Below are 19,012 nucleotides of genomic sequence, written 5' to 3'. Positions count from 1 at the left end.
AAAAGCCCTGCATCCGGTGCAGGGCTTTTGCTTTACTTAATAGCGGCGGTGGATCTTTTTGGTGGGCTTGCGGCGGTTCCAGTTGGCGCACAGCAGCCACAGCCCATAGATCAGGGCGGCAATCAGGCTGAGCACCAGCACCACCTTCAGGTACAGGCTGGTCAGGAACTCCTTCACCTTGTCCACCCCGAATAGCAGCGGGTTGCGGGCTACGTCCTGCCCGGCGATCAGCTCAACCACGCCGATGGTCTCGCCCGCCAGCTTCAGCTCCACCGTGCCCACTACGTCGCCCTGCTGGATGGGCGCGCAGACGTAGTCCGGCAGGTGGAAGTATTTCTGAGTGACGGTGCCGTCGCTGGTGGAGGGCAGCAGGGTCATCATGCTGTCGTTGGGGTACAGCTGCAAAGTGTCTGTATCGGAGGAATACTTTACCGGGATCTCCGCAATGGTCAAATCAGTGTCCAGCGCAGCCTGAATGGAAAAGCTGTCGAACACCCAGTCCATCAGTTTGACCGTCTCGAACAGGGCAGGGCGGCGGTTGGCGTAGCCGAAGGTATCGCAGCTGTCGGGGCTGTCCATCACGCAGAAGATATAGGTGGCACCGTCCTTGTTACCCCACGAAACATAGCTCTGGGTGCCGGTATCGTTTTTAAAGGCGGTCACATTGCACATACCGCCCTGCATGGCGCTGCGGTAGTAGCTGCCGCCGCTGGCTTTGCTCAGCGCGGCATTCTGGCTGACCAGCACCGAGGAAGAGCGGTGCTTCTCCTTGGCGGGCATGGTAAAGCTGGGCGCGCCGGACACCTCCACAAAGGCGTCAAAGCTCATCAGGTAGCGCAGGATCAGGTACATATCCACCGCGCAGGTAGTGTTGCCACTGTCGATGCCGCAGGCGTCCGTCCAGTTGCTGGCGGTGGTGCCGATGCGCTGGGACAGGGTGTTCATCTGCGCCACCCAGCCGTCCAGATCGCCGCCGGCAAGGGTGTACGCCACACCCATGGCTGCCTCGTTGGCATTGCGGGTAAGCATGGCGTACATGGCTTCCCGGTAGGTGAAAGTTTCGTTGGAGCGCATATCTGCGTTATTGGTGTTATAAACATAGTCCGAGATGGCAAAGGGCATCTGGAAGGTGTTGTCCAGCTGGTCGGCGTAGTTGGTCAGCAACACGGCAAGGGTCATATATTTGGTCAGACCGCCGGCAGATACCTGCTTTGTGCTGTCCTTATCATAGACGATAATGTTGGTATCGGTGTTCACGATATAGGCGCTTGCAGCCTGCACCTGATACACCGGGCTGGGGTCGAACATGGCCCCGGCGGGCAGCACAAGGCAGCTGAGCAGAAATACAAATGAAAGAACCAGTGCAAAAATACGTTTCATGTGGACAATTCCTTTAAAAAGCGATAAAATATACAAGATACGGCTGCGCTGTGCGGCGCGCCGGAAGATCAATTTTGCAGCAAGCGTGCTGTGTTCTATAATAATAACAGGTTTGCCGGGGTGTTACAAGAGCCTTGCGGTGTTTTACACCGTTCTTTCGCTCCGGCAGGGAGGGCAGGAATGGTATATCTTACAGGGGATACCCACGGCGATATCCAGCGCTTCAAGCAGGGCAAGCTGCGCTGGCTGGGCAAAAAGGACACCGTGGTGGTGCTGGGGGATTTCGGCTTTGTGTGGGACGGCAGCGCCGCAGAGCGCAAGCGGCTGGACTGGCTGCGCAAGCGCCCCTACACGATTCTGTTTCTGGACGGCAGCCACGAAAATTACGACCTGCTGGCACAGTACCCGGAGACGGAACTTTTCGGCGGCAGGGTGCAGAGCCTTGGCGGCAATGTGTATCATGTGTGCCGGGGCAGTGTGCTGGAGCTGGAGGGCAAGACTTATCTCTGCTTCGGCGGCGCGGAAAGTCAGGATAAGGACGACCGGGAGCCGGGCGTGAACTGGTGGAAGCAGGAGATGCCCAGTGACGAGGAGTACGACACCTGCCGCCGCAACTTAGAGGCAGTAGACTACAAGGTAGATTATGTGCTGACCCACGATGCACCAAGCAGATTTTTGGATTTTACCGCCCTTGCCCTTGGCGAAAGCAACCGTCTGCACCTGTTTCTGGACGAAATCTTGCTCAAGCTGACCTACGAAAAATGGTTTTTTGGCTGCTACCACAAGGATGTGCAGCTTTCCACCAAGAGCCGGTGTGTGTTCTGTGACGTCATCCCCATGGGTGAGCGGCGCACCGGGCTGTTCCACCGATAGGAGGCAAAATGCAGGTCACGGTAAAACTTTCTGCCCGGGAGGGGGCGGCGCACGTCAGCGGCATTCTGGCGGGCTTTACCCTGCTGGCAAAGCGCGGGGAGCTGACCCTGCGGGTGCAGGACGAGCGGCAGGGCAGTCCCCTTGCCCGGGAAGCGCTGCTGGAAACCGAGATCGACGGCCGCACGGTGGTGTTCGATTTGATGGACGGCTACTTCTACAACGACCCGGCGGCGGTGCTGGCGCTGTTCCAACGGGCAGATGTGGTGTTCAAACGTTCTTTTTCAGCCGAAAAGAACCGGCAGTTCCCGGGCGATATCTCCGCAAAGCTGCGGCCATTGGGGCTGAACTATTACGTTACCTGTCCGGGCTCGCCGCTGGAAGCGGAGCGCAGCGCAAAGAGCCGCCTGAAGCAGTGGGCGCTTTCCACCCGCTGCTACCCGCAGGACTTTGAAGCCCGGCTGACCCGGGTGCGCAAAAAGCCGCGCATCCTCTTCCTGACCCGTCTGTGGGACCCGGAGGAGCCGGCGGTGCAGCAATACCCGGAGTTACAGGCAGAGTGGCGGCAGGTGAACGCAGACCGCATCGAGCTGCTGCACCGGCTGCAAGCTGCTTTTCCAGAACAGTTCACCGGCGGCGTATCGGACAACGCCTGCGCCCGGCGGCAGTGCCCGGAACTGATTTTGCCGGACAAGCTGACCGGCAAGCGCGCCTATCTGCACCGGATGCAGCACACGGAAATTTGTGTGGCTTCTACCGGACTGCACGGCTCTACCGGCTGGAAACTGGCCGAGTATGTGGCGGCGGGACGTGCCATTGTTACCGAGCCGCTGCGGTACACCCTGCCGGGCGGCTTTGAAGAGGGCAAAAACTATAAAACATATACGTCCCCGGCAGAGTGTGAGGAGCAGCTGCGGCAGCTGCTGGCAGACCCGGCGGCGATACTGGCTATGGCGCAGCACAATGCAGCGTATTATCAAACATGGCTGCGGCCGGAGCAGCAGGTGCGGCAGGCTTTGCGGCAGCTGGAAACAGGGGAAATGTAATGTAAGGGGGAAAATGGGGTATGGAAGAGCAGAAACGGCATAGCGGCTTTGAGACGATGCGCATTCTCAGTATGGTGATGATCGTTCTGATGCACGGCATTGGGCACGGAGGGCTGGGCAGTGCGGCACCGCAGGGGTCGGCGGCATTCTGGATCTACTGGCTGCTGTTTATTCTGGCGCGTGTGTCCACCAACTGCTTTGTAATGCTTTCCGGCTATTATCTGTCGGAGCGCAAGGGGGCTGTCCGCGCCGGGCGGCTGTTCCGCATCGGGGCACAGGTGTGGTTTTACTCCATGCTCACTTTCTGCGTTGCAGTCAAGGCGGGTGCGGTGCCGCTTTCAGCCATTTCGCTGCTCCGGGCACTTTTACCACTTACCTCCAACGGCTACTGGTTTGCCTCGGCCTATTTTCTGATGTACCTCTCGGTGCCGGTGCTGAACGCGGTGGTGCAGAGCCTCGACCGGCGGCAGTACAAAACGCTGCTGCTGGTGGCGCTGCTGCTGCAAAGCGTGTGGGGCACGCTGTTCTACTGGGCAACGGATGAAACCTTTGTGAATAACGGGTACAGCTTTATCTGGTTCTACACTCTGTATTTTATTGCGGCTTATTTCCGCAAATACCGGGTGACCGTGCCCAGCGGGCTGTGTTTGCTGGCATATCTGGCAGCTTCGGCGGCGGGGCTGTTCAACCGGATGCTGGCGCTGCGGGTGGAAAACGCCCTGCACCTGAACGGCTTTGTGAATACCGTCAACGGTTATCAGGCACTGGCTACGGTCATCGCCTCGGCAGCAATGTTTTTGCTGTTCCAGAATATCCATATCCGCTCGGACTACTGGCGGCGCTGGGTATTCCGGCTGGCACCGCTGTCCTTTGGGGTGTATCTGCTGCACGACAGCGATTTTACCCGGGCGCTGCTGTGGCAGCTGGTGGATCTGCCCCGGTTTGGCGGGGCGCTGCTGCCCTCGCTGGCTTACCTGACCGGTGCAGTGCTGCTGATCGCCGCTGCGGGTTACGCGGTGGATGCCGTGTATCAGCGGCTCTACCGCCTGCTGCACCTGCCCGCACTGGAAACAAAGCTGGACGCCCTGACCACCCGCATCCTGCAAAACATTGTTGGGAGCAAGGAAACGTAAAGAAAAGCGCTGTCGCACGAGTTTTTTGTGCGACAGCGCTTTTTTAGTTCATCGGCCCGGCCTTGTCGAACATCTGCTGCACCTGCGCGGCCAGCAAAGCGTGTGCAGGGCTTTCCAGCAGCGGGTCGGCGGCAAGCAATGCAGTGGCCTCGCTCTGGGCGGCGTGCAGGGTACGGGTGTCATTCATCAGGTCGGCGATCTGCAAAGTGGGCAGACCATGCTGGCGGCTGCCGAAAAAGTCGCCGGGGCCGCGGGTCTCCAGGTCGTACTGTGCCACGGCAAAGCCATCGGTGGTGGAGCAGAGGAATTTCAGCCGCTTCTGCACGGCCTCGCTGGTATTGTCGCTGACAAGGAAGCACCAGCTCTCGGCAGCGCCGCGTCCCACCCGCCCGCGCAGCTGGTGCAGGGCGCTCAGACCGTAGCGCTCGGCGTTTTCGATCACCATCACGCTGGCATTGGGCACGTCCACGCCCACCTCGATGACGGTGGTGGACACCAGTGCGTCCAACCGCCCGGCCTTGAAATCCTCCATGACGGCGGCTTTCTCCTTGGGCTTCAGCTTGCCGTGCATCAGGCCCACCCGGCGGTCGGGCAGCAACGCCTTGGCGATGTCCTCGTAGTAGGTCTTGACGGCGTTCAGCCCGCCGTCCGGCACATCCTCGATGGCGGGGCAGACCAGATACACCTGCCGCCCCTTGTCGATCTCGCTGTCCAGAAAACGGTACAGGTCTCGCCGCCGCTTGCCGGTGATGCACCGGGTCTTGACCGGGGTGCGCCCGGGGGGCAGCTCGTCCAGAATGGAGATGTCCAAGTCGCCGTAGATCAGCAGCCCCAGCGTGCGGGGGATAGGGGTGGCACTCATGACCAGCAGGTGCGGGTTCGCGGCTTTTTCTGCCAGTGCGCCGCGCTGACGCACCCCAAAGCGGTGCTGCTCGTCAATGACCGCCAGACCCAGCCGGGCAAACTCCACCCCTTCGCTCATCAGGGCGTGGGTGCCCACCACAAGGTCGGCTTCGTCCTTGCGGATGGCAGCCAGCGTGGTGCGGCGGGCGGCGGCCTTCATGCCGCCGGTCAGCAGGGCCACCCGCATCCCGAAGGGGGCAAGCAGCCGGTTGAGCCCCTCGGCGTGCTGCGCGGCCAGAATTTCGGTAGGGGCCAGCAGCGCGGCCTGATATCCTGCCCGGATGCACGCCCAGATGGCGGCAGCAGCCACCAGCGTTTTGCCGCTGCCCACATCGCCCTGCAACAGGCGGTTCATGGCGGTATCGCCCGCCATATCGTTTAAAATCTCCTCTACTGCACGGCGCTGCGCCCCGGTGGGGGCAAAGGGCAGACTCTGCCAGAAAGGGGATGGATCGGCGCGGCGCATGGGTGCCCCGGTGGCCGCAGCGCCCCGGCTGCGCATCCGCCCGATGCCCAATTGCAGCACCAGCAATTCCTCGTAAATGAGCCGCCGCCGCGCTGCTGCGGCCTGTTCCTCGGTGGCAGGGCAGTGGATGGCGCGTACCGCCTCGGCCTTGGGCAGCAGACGGTATTTTTGCAGCATCTCCGGCGGCAGCGGGTCGGGCAGCAGCTCCGCGTGGGGCAAAAGCTGCCGGATGCAGCGGGAGATGGCGCTGCTGGTAAGCCCCTCAGTCTGGGGGTAAACGGCCTCAAAGGGCGCGGCCTGAATCTGCTCGGCGGTGCGCACCTGCGGGTTGACCATCTGGCGGCGCAGCATCCCGCCGGTCACGATGCCCTGAAAATAGTATTCCTGCCCCAGCTGCAGCTTCTGGGTGGCGTAGGGGTTATTGAACCATGTGATCTCCAGACTGGCTACATCGTCCCCGGCGGTGATGCGCTCCATCCGCCGCCCGCCCGGCAGAATGCGCCCGCCGGGCTTTGCAAACACCTCGGCCTTTACCACGCATTCAGTGTCGGCGGGAGCCTCCGCAATGGAGTAGGGCTTGGAAAAGTCGATGTAGCGCCGGGGGTAGTGGCACAGCAGGTCTGCCAGCGTCACGATGCCCAACTTCTCGAACCGCTCTGCGGTCTTGGGCCCCACCCCTTTCAGGTAGCGCACCGGGGTGTCCGGCGTTAAGGTAGTGCGGTTTTCGGTGGGCATGGCGTTTCAACTCCCTTCCAAGCGTAGTATAGCCATTGTAACACGGACGGGGAACAGATGCAAATATTTTGCCTTTGCGCGGCAGCTGTGGTATACTGAATAGAAAAAGAGAAGAGGGGGAGATACCATGGAGATCCGCAACGCAACTATGGACGATTTACAGGCCATTGCCGCCGTGGAGGCGGCCTGTTTTCCGGCAGCGGAGGCTGCCACGGCAGAGGAATTTGCCGGACGGCTGGCACACTATGCCGGTCATTTCTGGCTGCTGCTTGAGCAGGGGGAGCTGGTGGCCTTTGTGGACGGCTTTTGCACCGATATGCCCGACCTGACCGATGAGATGTACGCGGACGCCGCCCTGCATGATGAAAATGGCGCATGGCAGATGATCTTTGGGGTGAACACCCTCCCGCGCTGCCGTTGCCGGGGCTATGCCGGGCTGCTGCTGCAAAGAGCCATTGCAGATGCCCGCGCACAGGGGCGCAAGGGGCTGGTACTGACCTGCAAGGAGAAGCTTTTGCACTACTATGCAAAGTTCGACTTTGCGAACGAGGGCGTTTCCACTTCCACCCACGGCGGGGTGGTGTGGTATCAGATGCGGCTGCGGTTCTGAGAGAACGGTTTGGAATGCGCGCCGCGTGCGCTCTGCGCATAAATAGCGGAATTAGTTTTTTTATTCGGGATTCAGAAAAGCCTGCGGGCTTTTCTGAATCCCCTTTTCACGGGAGGGGTCGTGGAGGAAAACGGCATTTGCAATTCAGACCGCACTTTAATCATTGCAGCCCTTCTGTGAAAATAGCGTTTGGAGCGCTCTGCAGAGCTTGTCGGGGCAAAGCCCCTCCATCTGCTAACGCAGACCGCTCTGCCGCTTAAAAGCCCCACTGGGGCTTTCATTGCTGCGCAAACGCGGTCGCTCCAAACGCGAAATAAAAATAATCATTCCGCTGAAGATGGCTAGAGTGCAACGACGACGACCGCCGCCAGTGGCGGAAACATGGAGGAGTTGTTGGGGCAGCGGCCAGCAAGACGCAAGTGCCGCCCAAGGCACGATGCGGATGCTGGGTGCCGCAACCCGATAGCGGAGCACATTTTAAATCGTCCCACTTCCCGGCAAGGGCGACTGTTCAAAAGTCTCCTATGATACACAGGGGGTTTTGAACAACTAAAAAAATAATGCGCAGAAAAGCGCAGCTTTCGGCGACTTTTCAGCCTTGAGAAAAATAAATGGCGTATATACGTTGTATCTCTAGTTGTTCAAAAAGCAGAGGGGTTTTGAACAACTAGAAACGCTAACCGAACAAAAACGGTGCTTTTTGCTCTAGTTGTTCATCTTGAACAACTAGGAATAAACGTAGATAAGCTAAAAAGTTCTAGTTGTTCAAAAGTCCATAGTAGTAATAGAGTTTTATAAGGGTGTTTTGAACAGTCACTGGCCTTGCCCCCGGCAGGGGACAGTGCAAAACAAAAAATCCCGGAAGCCGAAGCTTCCGGGAATCTTTTGGAGGTGACGACCAGATTTGAACTGGTGGATGAGGGTTTTGCAGACCCTTGCCTTACCACTTGGCCACGTCACCATATAAGGGAGTGATGAATACCACTCCAATGGAGCGGCCGACGAGGCTCGAACTCGCTACCTCCACCTTGGCAAGGTGGCGCTCTACCAGATGAGCTACGGCCGCATATTCGGTGCATTTGTCCCTGCACCCTCCCGAGCGATTCTTGCGAATTTCGGGGCCCCTGCAAAAATTTGCGAAGCAAAGTTTTGTGGGGAAGAGGAGGAATTTCAGAGTTTGTTACGGCGGTCTTACTTGTAAGACTGCCAGACAAACGACTGACATTCCGACGAAGCGACCCGGATCGGGCTCGAACCGACGACCCCCAGCGTGACAGGCTGGTGCTCTAACCAACTGAGCTACCGGGCCATACCGGAGCAACTGTTGCTGCTCCTTAATGGAGCGGCCGACGAGGCTCGAACTCGCTACCTCCACCTTGGCAAGGTGGCGCTCTACCAGATGAGCTACGGCCGCATATTGGGAAACCCTATTGGGTTTCCTTGACGTGGTGCCTCCGATCGGAATCGAACCAATGACACGGGGATTTTCAGTCCCCTGCTCTACCGACTGAGCTACAGAGGCGCACCGGACGATGATTATTATACCTGAAATTTCGATTTTGTAAAGGGGTAAATGCAAATTTTTTTGAAAAAATTGAAAAGTTTTTGCTTTTCGGCGTCTCTGCGTGCAAAATAAGAACGACTTTTTTTCGCGGTTTTCGTGCCGGAGGCAGTACGGGAAAAGAGAGAAAGAATATTTGACAAGTTTTACAACCTATGGTTTAATAAAAGAAAAGAACACAGGCGCTTATGCCCGCAGAGATGCTGTTATATTTCTTATATAATAGAAAGGGCGGGCGTCTGCTTTGATTACAGGACGGCCTGCGCGGCACAGCTGCGATGGGCCGGGAGGAGCAGCATGGCAAAAAAACAGGAATATGGCAACGAGAGCATTACCTCGTTAAAGGGTGCCGACCGTGTGCGCAAGCGCCCGGCAGTCATCTTTGGCTCAGACGGTGTGGAGGGCTGTGCCCACTCGATCTTTGAGATCGTGTCCAACTCTATCGATGAAGCCCGCGACGGCCACGGCGATACCATCAACGTGACCCGCTGCAAGGACGGCAGCGTCATTGTGGAGGACTTTGGCCGCGGTATGCCCGTGGACTGGAACAACGGCGAGGGGCGCTTCAACTGGGAGCTGCTGTTCTGCGAGATGTACGCGGGCGGCAAGTACGGCGAAGGCGAGGATAACTACGAGTTCAGCCTTGGCCTGAACGGTCTGGGTCTGTGCGCCACCCAGTACGCCTCGGCATGGATGACCGCTGATATCTACCGTGACGGCTATCACTACCATCTGGACTTTAAAAAGGGCGAGAACGTGGGCGGCCTGCAAAAGGAGCCCTACAAGGGCCGCCGCACCGGCAGTATTATCCACTGGAAGCCGGACGATGAGGTGTTTACCGATATCGATGTGCCCGGCAGCTACTATAAGGATGTGCTGCGCCGTCAGGCCGTGGTCAACGCGGGGCTTACCCTCAACTTTACCGATGAAAAGGAAAAAGACCCCGCCACCGGCAAGCCGTGGCACGAAAGCTGGTGCTACCAGAACGGCATCGCGGATTATGTGGCAGAGGTGGCTGGGGAGGACACCCTGACCCCGGTGTTCAGCTGCGAGAGCGAGGCCGTGGGCCGGGACCGCGAGGACCAGCCGGACTACAAGGTGCGCATGAGTGCGGCTTTTTGTTTCTCTAATAAGGTACAGCTGCTGGAATACTACCACAACTCTTCGTGGCTGGAGCACGGCGGCAGCCCGGAGCACGCAGTGCGCACCGCCTTTGTCTACCAGATCAACAAGTACCTGAAGGAAAAGAACCTGTACAAAAAGGGCGAGAGCACCATCAGCTTTCAGGACGTGCAGGACTGTCTGGTGTATGTGTCCTCCAGCTTTTCCACCCGTACCAGCTACGAAAACCAGACCAAAAAGGCCATCACCAATAAATTTGTCTCGCAGGCTATGACCGACTTCCTCAAGCATTATCTGGAAGTGTATTTTCTGGAAAAGCCGGAGGAGGCCCAGAAGATCTGCCAGCAGGTGCTGGTGAACAAGCAGAGCCGCGAGCACGCGGAAAAAACGCGCCAGAGCATCAAAAAGACGCTCTCTACGCAAATCGACTTAGCCAACCGCGTGCAGAAGTTTGTGGACTGCCGCACCCGGGATTCCGCCCGCCGCGAGCTGTATATCGTGGAGGGCGACTCGGCTATGGGCGCGGTCAAGTCCAGCCGGGACAGTGAATATCAGGCCATCATGCCCATCCGCGGCAAGATCCTGAACTGTCTGAAGGCAGACTATGCCCGCATCTTCAAGTCGGACGTCATTGTGGACCTGATAAAGGTGATGGGCTGCGGTGTGGAGCTGGGCGGAAAGCATAATAAGGAATTGGCTACCTTTAACCTCGACAATCTGCGGTTCAATAAGATCGTCATCTGTACCGATGCCGACGTGGACGGCTACCAGATCCGCACCCTTGTGCTGACCATGCTTTACCGCCTTACCCCCACCCTGATCAACAAGGGCTATGTGTATATCGCAGAGTCGCCTTTGTACGAGATCACCACGAAAGACCGCACTTATTTTGCTTATACCGAGTCGGAAAAGGCCGCTTTTCTGCAAAAGATCGGGGACAAAAAATACACCATCCAGCGCTCCAAAGGCTTGGGTGAGAACGACCCTGAGATGATGTGGCTGACCACTATGAACCCGGAAAGCCGCCGCCTGATCAAAGTAATGCCCACCGATGTGGTGCAGACCGCGCAGGTGTTCGATATCCTGCTGGGCGACAATCTAGCAGGCCGCAAGGAGCATATCGCTCAGCACGGCGCAGAGTATCTGGATGATCTGGACGTGAGCTGAGAACCCTCTCCGTCATCGCTGACGCGATGCCACCTCTCCCGAAGGGGAGAGGCTTGGCACAAGAGGGAAACTTTGCGGGACGACCCCAAAAGCTCCCCCCTCGGGGGAGCTGGCTGCGCAGTAGCCTGAGAGGGTTTTTCCCTATGGAGAGGAACTGTAATGGCAAAAAAATCGACCAAGAAAACCTTAAAGCCGGTGCGCCCGCAGCTGGGTGACGGCGTTGAAATTTTAAACGCAGGCAGCGTGCTGGAGGATCCCATTACCCGTACGCTGGAAACCAACTATATGCCCTACGCCATGAGCGTCATCGTCAGCCGCGCGCTGCCGGAGATCGACGGCTTCAAGCCGGCGCACCGCAAGCTGCTGTACACCATGTACGAGATGGGTCTGCTCAAGGGCGCACGCACCAAATCTGCCAACATCGTGGGCAGCACCATGCACCTGAATCCCCACGGCGACGCCGCCATCTACGACACCATGGTGCGCATGGGCCGCGGCAACGAAAGCCTGCTGGTGCCCTTTGTGGACAGCAAGGGCAACTTTGGCAAGGCGTACAGCCGCGATATGTCCTGCGCCGCTGCCCGTTACACCGAGGCAAAGCTGGAAAGCGTGTGCGAGGAGCTGTTCCGGGATATCGACAAGGAGACTGTGGACTTTGTGCCCAACTACGACAGCACCACCACCGAGCCCACCCTGTTGCCGGTCACCTTCCCCACCATTCTGGCCAACAACACGCTGGGCATTGCGGTGGGCATGGCCTGCAACATCTGCTCCTTCAATCTGGCGGAGCTGTGTGCCACCACCGTGGCACTGATGAAGGACGAGCACCACGATATCGGCACCACCATGCCCGCCCCGGACTTTGTGGGCGGCGGCCAGATCGTGTATGATGAAGCGCAGATGCGTGAAATTTACGAGAATGGCCGCGGCAGCGTAAAGGTGCGCGCCCGCTACAATGCAGTGCCCGGCGAAAATATGATCGAGGTCACCCAGATCCCGCCCACCACCACGGTGGAGGCCATCATGGACAAGATCGCGGAACTGGTCAAGACCGGCAAGGTCAAGGAGATCAGCGATATGCGTGACGAGACCGACCTGAACGGTCTGAAGCTGACGCTGGACCTCAAGCGCGGCGTGGATGCCGACAAGCTGATGGCAAAACTGTTCAAGGCCACCCCGCTGGAGGACAGCTTCAGCTGCAACTTCAACATTCTGGTGTCCGGTCAGCCCCGGGTCATGGGTGTGCGGGAGATTTTAAAGGAGTGGACGGCATTCCGCATTGAGTGTGTGCGCCGCCGCACCTACTACGACCTGCACGGCAAGGAAAAGCGGCTGCACCTGTTGCAGGGTCTTGCCGCCATCCTGCTGGATATCGACAAGGCGATCCGTATCATCCGCACTACTGAGGAGGAGACCGAGGTGGTGCCCAACCTGATGATCGGCTTTGGCATTGACGAGGTGCAGGCCGACTATGTGGCAGAGATCAAGCTGCGACACCTGAACCGGGAATACATCCTCAAGCGCACCGGCGAGATCGAGCAGCTGGAAAAGGACATTGCCGACCTGAACGATGTGCTGGCAAAGCCCGCCCGCATCCGCCGCATCATCATCAACGAACTGAACGATGTAGCGAAAAAATACGGCAAGCCCCGCTGCAGCGAGATCCTGTACGATCTGCCCGAGGAGGACGCCGCCGCCGAGGAAGAAGCTGTGCCGGACTACCCGGTGACCGTGTTCTTTACCCGGGAGGGCTACTTTAAAAAGATCCCGCCCCAGAGCCTGCGCACCGCCGGTGCGCACAAGCTGAAGGAGGGGGACGAGATCATCCAGCAGCTGGAGACCCGCAACAACGTGGAGGCGCTGTTCTTTACCGACAAGCAGCAGGTGTACAAGGTGCGTCTGGCAGAGCTGGAGGACGGCAAGGTGGCCCAGATGGGCATCTTCATCCCGGGACGGCTGGGCATGGACGAGGGCGAAAACGTGTTGAGCATGGTCATTACCGGCGATTACAGCGGCTTTATGCTGTTCTTCTTTGCCAGCGGCAAGTGCGCAAAGATCCCCCTCAGCTCCTACGCCACCAAGCAGAACCGTCGCAAACTGCTGAAGGCGTACAGCGATAAGGAACCGCTTGCCATGATGCTTTACCAGCCGGAGGAGACCGAGCTTGCCATCCGCACCAGTGCCAGCCGGATGCTGCTGGTGGGTACGGCGCAGATCGCCGCCAAGACCACCCGCGACAGTCAGGGTGTGGCGGTGGTCACCCTGAAAAAGAACCAGACCATCGCCTCGGTGGTACCGGCCGACACTTTAGAGCTGGCCAACCCACACCGCTATCGCGTGCGCAGCCTGCCCGCCACCGGTGCGCTGATCCGCGCCGAGGACGAGGGCGAGCAGATGAGCCTGCTGTGATGGCAGGCGGCGGAGAACTTTCCTTCGCAAATGAGTCCGGAACCCCCTGTTCCGCCCCAGTGCTGCGCACCGGGGCCCCACTTCGCCGGAATTTGCTCAGGAAACTCCCCGCCGCCTTTCCGAAAAGTCCCCTCCCGTGAAAAAGTAACTCCGAAACGACCGCAGTCGTTTCGGAGTTACAAATTATAAAAAATTTTCCGCTGTTATTGTCAGAGCGAAGCGGAGACAATTTTAAATCGTTTATCCTGAAAAGAGGAAGCAGTCATGCAAAATATCGACCTGATCTGTGTGGGCAAGCTGAACGCCAAATATTTTGCCGAGGGCGTGGCAGAGTACCAGAAGCGTCTGGCGGCTTTTGCCGCTTTCCGCATCCTTGAGCTGCCGGAGGAAAAGATCGAGGAGAAAAACGCCTCGGACGCTGTGGTGAAAAAGGCGCTGGATAAAGAGGGAAAAGCCATCCTTTCCAGTGTGCGCAAGGGTGCTGCTATCGTGGCTATGTGCATCGAGGGCAAGCAGATCTCTTCCGATGAACTGGCGCAGTTTCTGGCACAGCGCGCCGGCAGCGGGGCAGGGGATGTGGCCTTTGTCATCGGCTCGTCCCACGGCCTGTCCGATGAGGTGAAAAAGGCCGCTGCCCTCAAGTTCAGCATGGGGCGCATCACCATGCCCCATCAGCTGGCACGGCTGGTGCTCACCGAGCAGATCTACCGCGCCTGCACTATCAATGCGGGCATGAAGTACCACAAGTAAAAAGTTTTATTTTGGCTCCCGGAACGTCTGCGAACGCTCCGGGAGCTCTTTTTACAGAAAAGCGTAAAAACTGCCGGAAAAGTGATTTTTGGCTTTTCTTTTGGAACAGATTTTATTATACTGATAACATGGAGCGATCTGCTGTAAAATACAGCAAAAAATACAGGATGGAAGAACCATGAAAAAATACAGAAGAGGACTGCGGCTGGCGGCCTGCCTGCTGGCACTGGCAACGTGTGCGGTGCTGCTTTGCAGCTGCCTGCATCCCGGAAAAGCCGACAGCTATACGGCAGCGATGCCGGTCATCGTGGTGGGCAGCGATAACTACCCGCCCTTCAACTATATGGGCACAGACGGCGCACCCACCGGCATTGACGTGGAACTGGCCACTGAGGCGTTCGGGCGGCTGGGCTACCGGGTGAAATTTGTGACCATCGACTGGGAAAAGAAGAAGGAACTGGTGGAAAACGACACCATCGACTGCATCTGGGGCAGCTTTTCCATGGATGGCCGCGAGGAAGAATACCAATGGGCAGGGCCTTATCTGTACAGCCGTCAGGTGGTGGCGGTGCGCTCCGATAGCGACATTCGCACTCTGCAGGATCTGGCCGGTAAGGTGGTGGCGGTGCAGTCCACCACAAAGCCGGAGGAACTGTTTTTGAATGCGGAGCAGAACGGTCTGCCCCGGCTGCGCAGGCTGTATTCCCTGCAGAATCGGGATCTGCTCTACACCACCCTGCTCAAAGGCTACGCGGACGCCTTAGCCGCCCACGAAAGCGCCATCCGGCAGTTCATGAAGGATTACAGCGTTGAATACCGCATTCTGGACGAGCCGCTGATGACGGCGCGGCTGGGCGTTGCCTTTGCCAAAGAGCGCGGCGATGACCTGCCGCAGCAGCTGACGGAGGTTTTTCGGGAGATGCTGGCAGATGGCACCGTCCGGCAGATCGTGAGCCGCTATCTGGACGACCCCGGGCACTATCTGGATGGACTGGAGGACAGCGCCCATGCATGACGGAATGGAAAAAGGGTCACTGGTTATCAGCCGGAAGCAGCACATTCTGATCTGTGCGCTTGCTGGGTTGCTGATACTGGGCGGTGTGCTGGGGCTTTCGGCCCACAGCGACCTGCAAAATGCAGAAAAGCAGTTTGAGGATACCATCAGCTATGTTAAGGAGCAGTGCACCAGCTACGATAACCTGAACCTTGCCACCGAGGCCAAAAGCCTGATGCGGGTGATGGAAAACGCGCAGCATCTGTGCAGCGAGATCGCCCGGGACCAGCAGGAGAACCCCGGGCGGGTGCTGGACGATGCCGCTATGGAAGAATATTTGCAGGATTATACCCTCAGCGGCATCCTTGTGCTTTCGGCAGAGGGCAAAATTTTGTGCGGTGCCTCACAGGATGGCCGGGTGGCTGACCCGCAGGTCCGGGAACAGATGGAAAAGGAACTGGCCGGTTCTATCGTGCTGAAGGTGGCCGACCACCCCCAGCAGGTCTATGCCGGGCGGACGGAAAAGGAGGACAGCTCCTATGTGGACACCGCAGCCTGTGCCCGGAAAGATGGGGACGGGGTGCTCGTGGTGTACTACCGCACCACGGCAGAATATGTGCGCAATTACAGTCTGTCCTATCAGAACTGCGTACAGGGCTATAACCCCGCTGTGGACGGCATTATCGTGGTGACCCGGGGCGACCGCATCGTGGCCAGCAACGATACCTCTTTGCTGGATACCACTGTGGACGAAAACCCCACCCTTTCTGCCTTAAAAGCGCGCAGCACAGACGGCGGCATGATCCATGTGCACAGCACCACCGGGCAGCAGTACGCCTACGGTATTGTGGGGCAGGGACGCAGCTTTTATATCTATGTTTACCGCCCGGAGCAGGAGGTGTATGCCTCTACCATGCGCAATGTGAGCATGGCGGCCTTTGCTTACATGGTCGTGCTGTTCCTTTTGCAATTGCTGCGCGGCAAGACTGCCCGGCGCTACCGGGAGCAGCAGCTGCGCCGGGAGCAGGAGTACCAGAAGACCCTCAAGGCGGCTGCGCTGAAGGCAGAGAGCGCAAACCTTGCCAAGACCGAGTTTTTGCAGCGCATGAGCCACGATATCCGCACCCCCATCAACGGCATCCGGGGTATGGTGGAGATCGGCGACCGCTGCCCGGAGGATATGGCGCGGCAGGCCGATTGCCGCAAAAAGATCTGGGAGGCCTCCACCCTGCTGCTGGAACTGGTGAACGAGGTGCTGGATATGGGCAAGCTGGAGTCCGGCGAGGTGGTGCTGGAAAATGTGCCCTTTGATCTGCCCGAGCTGATACACGAGATCACGGATGTGCTGGAAAAACAGGCGGAAGAGCGCGGTATTGTGCTGCACCGGGAATACGGCAGGCTGCCGCATCCCCGGCTGGTGGGCAGCCCGCTGCACGTCAAGCGGCTGCTGATGAATGTGCTCAGCAATGCCATCAAGTATAACCGGGAGAAGGGGCGCGTGATGCTGGACTGCTTTGAACTGAGCTGTACCGGGGACAAGGTGCAGATCTGCTTTGTCTGCGCGGATACCGGCATCGGCATGAGCGAGGAGTTCCAGCAGCGGATGTTCGAGCCCTTTACGCAGGAAAACGCCGGGGCGCGCTCGGTATACGGCGGCACCGGCCTTGTCATGTCCATCACCAAAAGCCTTGTGGATAAGATGGGCGGTACCATCGGGGTGGAAAGCAAGCAGGGCGTAGGCACCACCTACACCATCACCCTGCCCTTTGCTATCGACAATACTGCAACCGAAGAGCCGGAGCGGCAGCAGACAGACCTTACTGTGCTGCGTGGGCGGCAGGTGCTGCTGGCCGAGGACAACGCCCTGAACATGGAGATCATAGAGTTTTTGCTGAACGATGTGGGCATAAAGGTGACAAAAGCCGCCGACGGACAGCAGGCGGTGGAGGCCTTTGCAGCCTCGCCGGTGGGCGGCTTTGACGCCATCCTGATGGACGTGATGATGCCGGTGCGGGACGGCCACGAGGCCACCCGCGCCATCCGCGCCATGGACCGCCCGGACGCAAAGAGCATCCCCATCTTTGCCATGACGGCAAACGCCTTTGCGGAGGACCGCCTGAAAGCGCTGCAGGCCGGTATGAACGAGCATCTGTCAAAGCCCATCGACCCGGATACCCTGTACCGCCTGCTGGTAAAATACCTGACAGAGCGCAGCTGAACTCTTTGCCGGGCTTTACAAGCGGGGCAAAACATGGTACAGTAAATATACTGTGCTTGTGCAAGCCGCAAGCACGCCCGGCGGTGGGAAAGCCGTCGGCACACAACACGATACGACACGGCAAACCAGCCGCGGACGGAAAGGATGTACTACAATGGAACAGAGCGAAAAGACCCTTGACATGATCGTCAATCTTTGCAAGAACCGTGGTTATGTGTTCCCCGGTTCCGAGATCTACGGCGGTCTGGCCAACAGCTGGGACTACGGCCCCCTTGGCGTGGAGTTCAAGAACAACGTCAAAAAGGCATGGCTGAAAAAGTTTGTGCAGGAAAGCCCCTATAACGTGGGTTTGGATGCTGCCATCATCATGAACCCGCAGACCTGGGTGACCACCGGCCATGTGTCCAGCTTCTCGGACCCCCTGCTGGACTGCCGCGCCTGCAAGGCACGCCACCGCGCCGACAAGCTGATCGGTGAGGAGCACCCCGAGGTGAATGTGGACGCCATGAGCTTTGACGAGATGGACGCTTTCATCGCAGAGCACGAGGATATCGTCTGCCCCGTGTGCGGCAAGCACGATTTTACCCCCATCCGCAAGTTCAACCTGATGTTCAAGACTGCCATCGGCGTGACTGAGGATAGCTCCTCCACCTGCTATCTGCGTCCCGAGACTGCACAGGGCATCTTTGTCAACTTTGCCAACATCCAGCGCACCACCCGCCGCAAGCTGCCCTTCGGTGTGTGCCAGGTGGGCAAGGCTTTCCGCAACGAGATCACCCCGGGCAACTTCACCTTCCGCACCCGCGAGTTTGAGCAGATGGAGTGCGAGTTCTTCTGCAAGCCCGGCACCGATCTGGACTGGTTCGCCTACTGGAAGGACTACTGCGAGAACTGGCTGCTGAGCCTTGGCATCAAGAAGGAGCACCTGCGTCTGCGTGACCACGAGCCCGCAGAACTGGCCTTCTACAGCCGCGCTACCACCGATATCGAGTATGCCTTCCCGTTCACCGACTGGGGCGAGCTGTGGGGCATTGCAGACCGTACCAACTACGACCTGACCCGCCATCAGGAGGCTTCCGGCAAGAGCTTGGAGTACTTCGACAGCGAGACCAACGAGCACTACATCCCCTACGTCATCGAGCCCTCTCTGGGCTGCGACCGTGTGGCGCTGGCCTTCCTGTGCGAGGCCTACGACGAGGAGCACCTGACCGACAGCAAGGGCAAGGAGGATATCCGCACCGTGCTGCATCTGCATCCGGCTCTGGCTCCCTACAAGTGCGCTGTGCTGCCCCTGAGCAAGAAGCTGGGCGAGAAGGCTATGGAGATCCGCAACGAGCTGAGCAAGTACTTCATGGTGGACTACGACGATACCGGTTCCATCGGCAAGCGTTACCGCCGTGAGGACGAGATCGGCACCCCGTTCTGCATCACTGTGGACTTTGACACTGTGGGCGATGAGGCCAAGGGCATTGCTGCCGACAACTGCGTCACCGTCCGTGACCGCGACACCATGGAGCAGGTGCGTATGCCCATCAGCGAGCTGAAGAGCTACATCGAGAGCAAGATCGAGTTCTAAAAAATACACTGTTACGCAAAAGCAGCCCCGCCGGAGCACCGGCAGGGCTGCTTTTTTAGTGTCGTGACGGCT

12 protein-coding genes and 5 tRNA genes are annotated in these 19,012 nt (G+C 58.6%); 10 read left to right on the top strand and 7 right to left on the bottom strand.

Features of this window, described 5'->3' with window-relative positions:
* Positions 1-36: 36 nt before the first annotated feature.
* The gene (locus MTP43_RS09495) at positions 37-1,380 is read right to left on the bottom strand and encodes a D-alanyl-D-alanine carboxypeptidase family protein (protein WP_112121541.1); all 1,344 of its coding nucleotides are present in this window, start codon (positions 1,378-1,380) and stop codon (positions 37-39) included.
* A 180-nt stretch (positions 1,381-1,560) separates the two neighbouring features.
* Here MTP43_RS09495 and MTP43_RS09490 point away from each other — a divergent pair, with 180 nt between their 5' ends.
* From MTP43_RS09490 to MTP43_RS09480, 3 genes are read left to right on the top strand one after another with little or no spacing between them, the layout of a single operon-like run.
* On the top strand, positions 1,561-2,253 hold the full coding sequence (locus MTP43_RS09490) for a metallophosphoesterase (protein WP_005922123.1): 693 nt from the start codon (positions 1,561-1,563) through the stop codon (positions 2,251-2,253).
* Between the two features lie 8 nt (positions 2,254-2,261).
* A complete protein-coding gene (locus MTP43_RS09485; protein WP_005922121.1) occupies positions 2,262-3,296 on the top strand; it encodes a glycosyltransferase in 1,035 nt (344 codons plus the stop codon).
* 20 nt (positions 3,297-3,316) lie between these two features.
* Positions 3,317-4,429, top strand: a complete 1,113-nt coding sequence (locus tag MTP43_RS09480) for an acyltransferase (protein ID WP_249234777.1) — start codon at positions 3,317-3,319, stop codon at positions 4,427-4,429.
* Positions 4,430-4,472: 43 nt separating this feature from the next.
* Here the strand turns inward: MTP43_RS09480 and recG are convergent, their stop codons facing one another.
* Positions 4,473-6,533: an ATP-dependent DNA helicase RecG gene (gene recG, locus MTP43_RS09475; protein ID WP_249234776.1), complete on the bottom strand. Its 2,061-nt coding sequence runs from the start codon at positions 6,531-6,533 to the stop codon at positions 4,473-4,475.
* Between the two features lie 127 nt (positions 6,534-6,660).
* On the opposite strand from recG, the gene MTP43_RS09470 reads away from it, so the two are divergent.
* Entirely contained in the window at positions 6,661-7,143 is a 483-nt protein-coding gene (locus tag MTP43_RS09470; RefSeq protein WP_005922116.1) for a GNAT family N-acetyltransferase, read from the top strand.
* An 886-nt stretch (positions 7,144-8,029) separates the two neighbouring features.
* On the opposite strand, the gene MTP43_RS09465 is transcribed toward MTP43_RS09470, so the two are convergent.
* From MTP43_RS09465 to MTP43_RS09445, 5 genes are all read right to left on the bottom strand, one after another.
* A tRNA-Cys gene (locus tag MTP43_RS09465) sits at positions 8,030-8,104 on the bottom strand.
* Between the two features lie 29 nt (positions 8,105-8,133).
* Positions 8,134-8,209, bottom strand: a tRNA-Gly gene (locus MTP43_RS09460).
* A gap of 169 nt (positions 8,210-8,378) precedes the next feature.
* Positions 8,379-8,452, bottom strand: a tRNA-Asp gene (locus MTP43_RS09455).
* 29 nt (positions 8,453-8,481) lie between these two features.
* Positions 8,482-8,557, bottom strand: a tRNA-Gly gene (locus MTP43_RS09450).
* Between the two features lie 32 nt (positions 8,558-8,589).
* Positions 8,590-8,665: transfer RNA gene (locus MTP43_RS09445), tRNA-Phe, on the bottom strand.
* A 336-nt stretch (positions 8,666-9,001) separates the two neighbouring features.
* On the opposite strand from MTP43_RS09445, the gene MTP43_RS09440 reads away from it, so the two are divergent.
* The 6 genes from MTP43_RS09440 to MTP43_RS09415 all read left to right on the top strand — a co-directional run bounded on the left by MTP43_RS09440 (position 9,002) and on the right by MTP43_RS09415 (position 18,940).
* Positions 9,002-10,993 carry a DNA gyrase/topoisomerase IV subunit B gene (locus MTP43_RS09440; protein WP_044959971.1) on the top strand — a complete coding sequence of 664 codons (1,992 nt, stop codon included), beginning with the start codon at positions 9,002-9,004 and terminating at the stop codon, positions 10,991-10,993.
* 159 nt (positions 10,994-11,152) lie between these two features.
* Positions 11,153-13,402, top strand: a complete 2,250-nt coding sequence (locus tag MTP43_RS09435; RefSeq protein ID WP_005922109.1) for a DNA gyrase subunit A — start codon at positions 11,153-11,155, stop codon at positions 13,400-13,402.
* A gap of 264 nt (positions 13,403-13,666) precedes the next feature.
* Complete coding sequence (gene rlmH / locus MTP43_RS09430; RefSeq protein WP_005922107.1) at positions 13,667-14,152, top strand: 23S rRNA (pseudouridine(1915)-N(3))-methyltransferase RlmH; 486 nt, start codon at positions 13,667-13,669, stop codon at positions 14,150-14,152.
* A gap of 178 nt (positions 14,153-14,330) precedes the next feature.
* Entirely contained in the window at positions 14,331-15,167 is an 837-nt protein-coding gene (locus MTP43_RS09425) for a substrate-binding periplasmic protein (protein ID WP_005922106.1), read from the top strand.
* Complete coding sequence (locus MTP43_RS09420; RefSeq protein WP_249234775.1) at positions 15,160-17,364, top strand: response regulator; 2,205 nt, start codon at positions 15,160-15,162, stop codon at positions 17,362-17,364. Before MTP43_RS09425 ends, MTP43_RS09420 begins: the two co-directional genes overlap by 8 nt.
* Positions 17,365-17,518: 154 nt before the next feature.
* Entirely contained in the window at positions 17,519-18,940 is a 1,422-nt protein-coding gene (locus tag MTP43_RS09415; protein ID WP_005922101.1) for a glycine--tRNA ligase, read from the top strand.
* The last annotated feature ends 72 nt before the right edge of the window (positions 18,941-19,012 follow it).

The sequence above is a fragment of the Faecalibacterium sp. IP-1-18 genome, from assembly GCF_023347355.1.
In the GTDB taxonomy this organism is placed as follows: domain Bacteria; phylum Bacillota; class Clostridia; order Oscillospirales; family Ruminococcaceae; genus Faecalibacterium; species Faecalibacterium prausnitzii.
The sequence above is the reverse complement of the archived record's forward strand: the minus strand, read 5'-3'. Positions and strand labels throughout refer to the sequence as shown.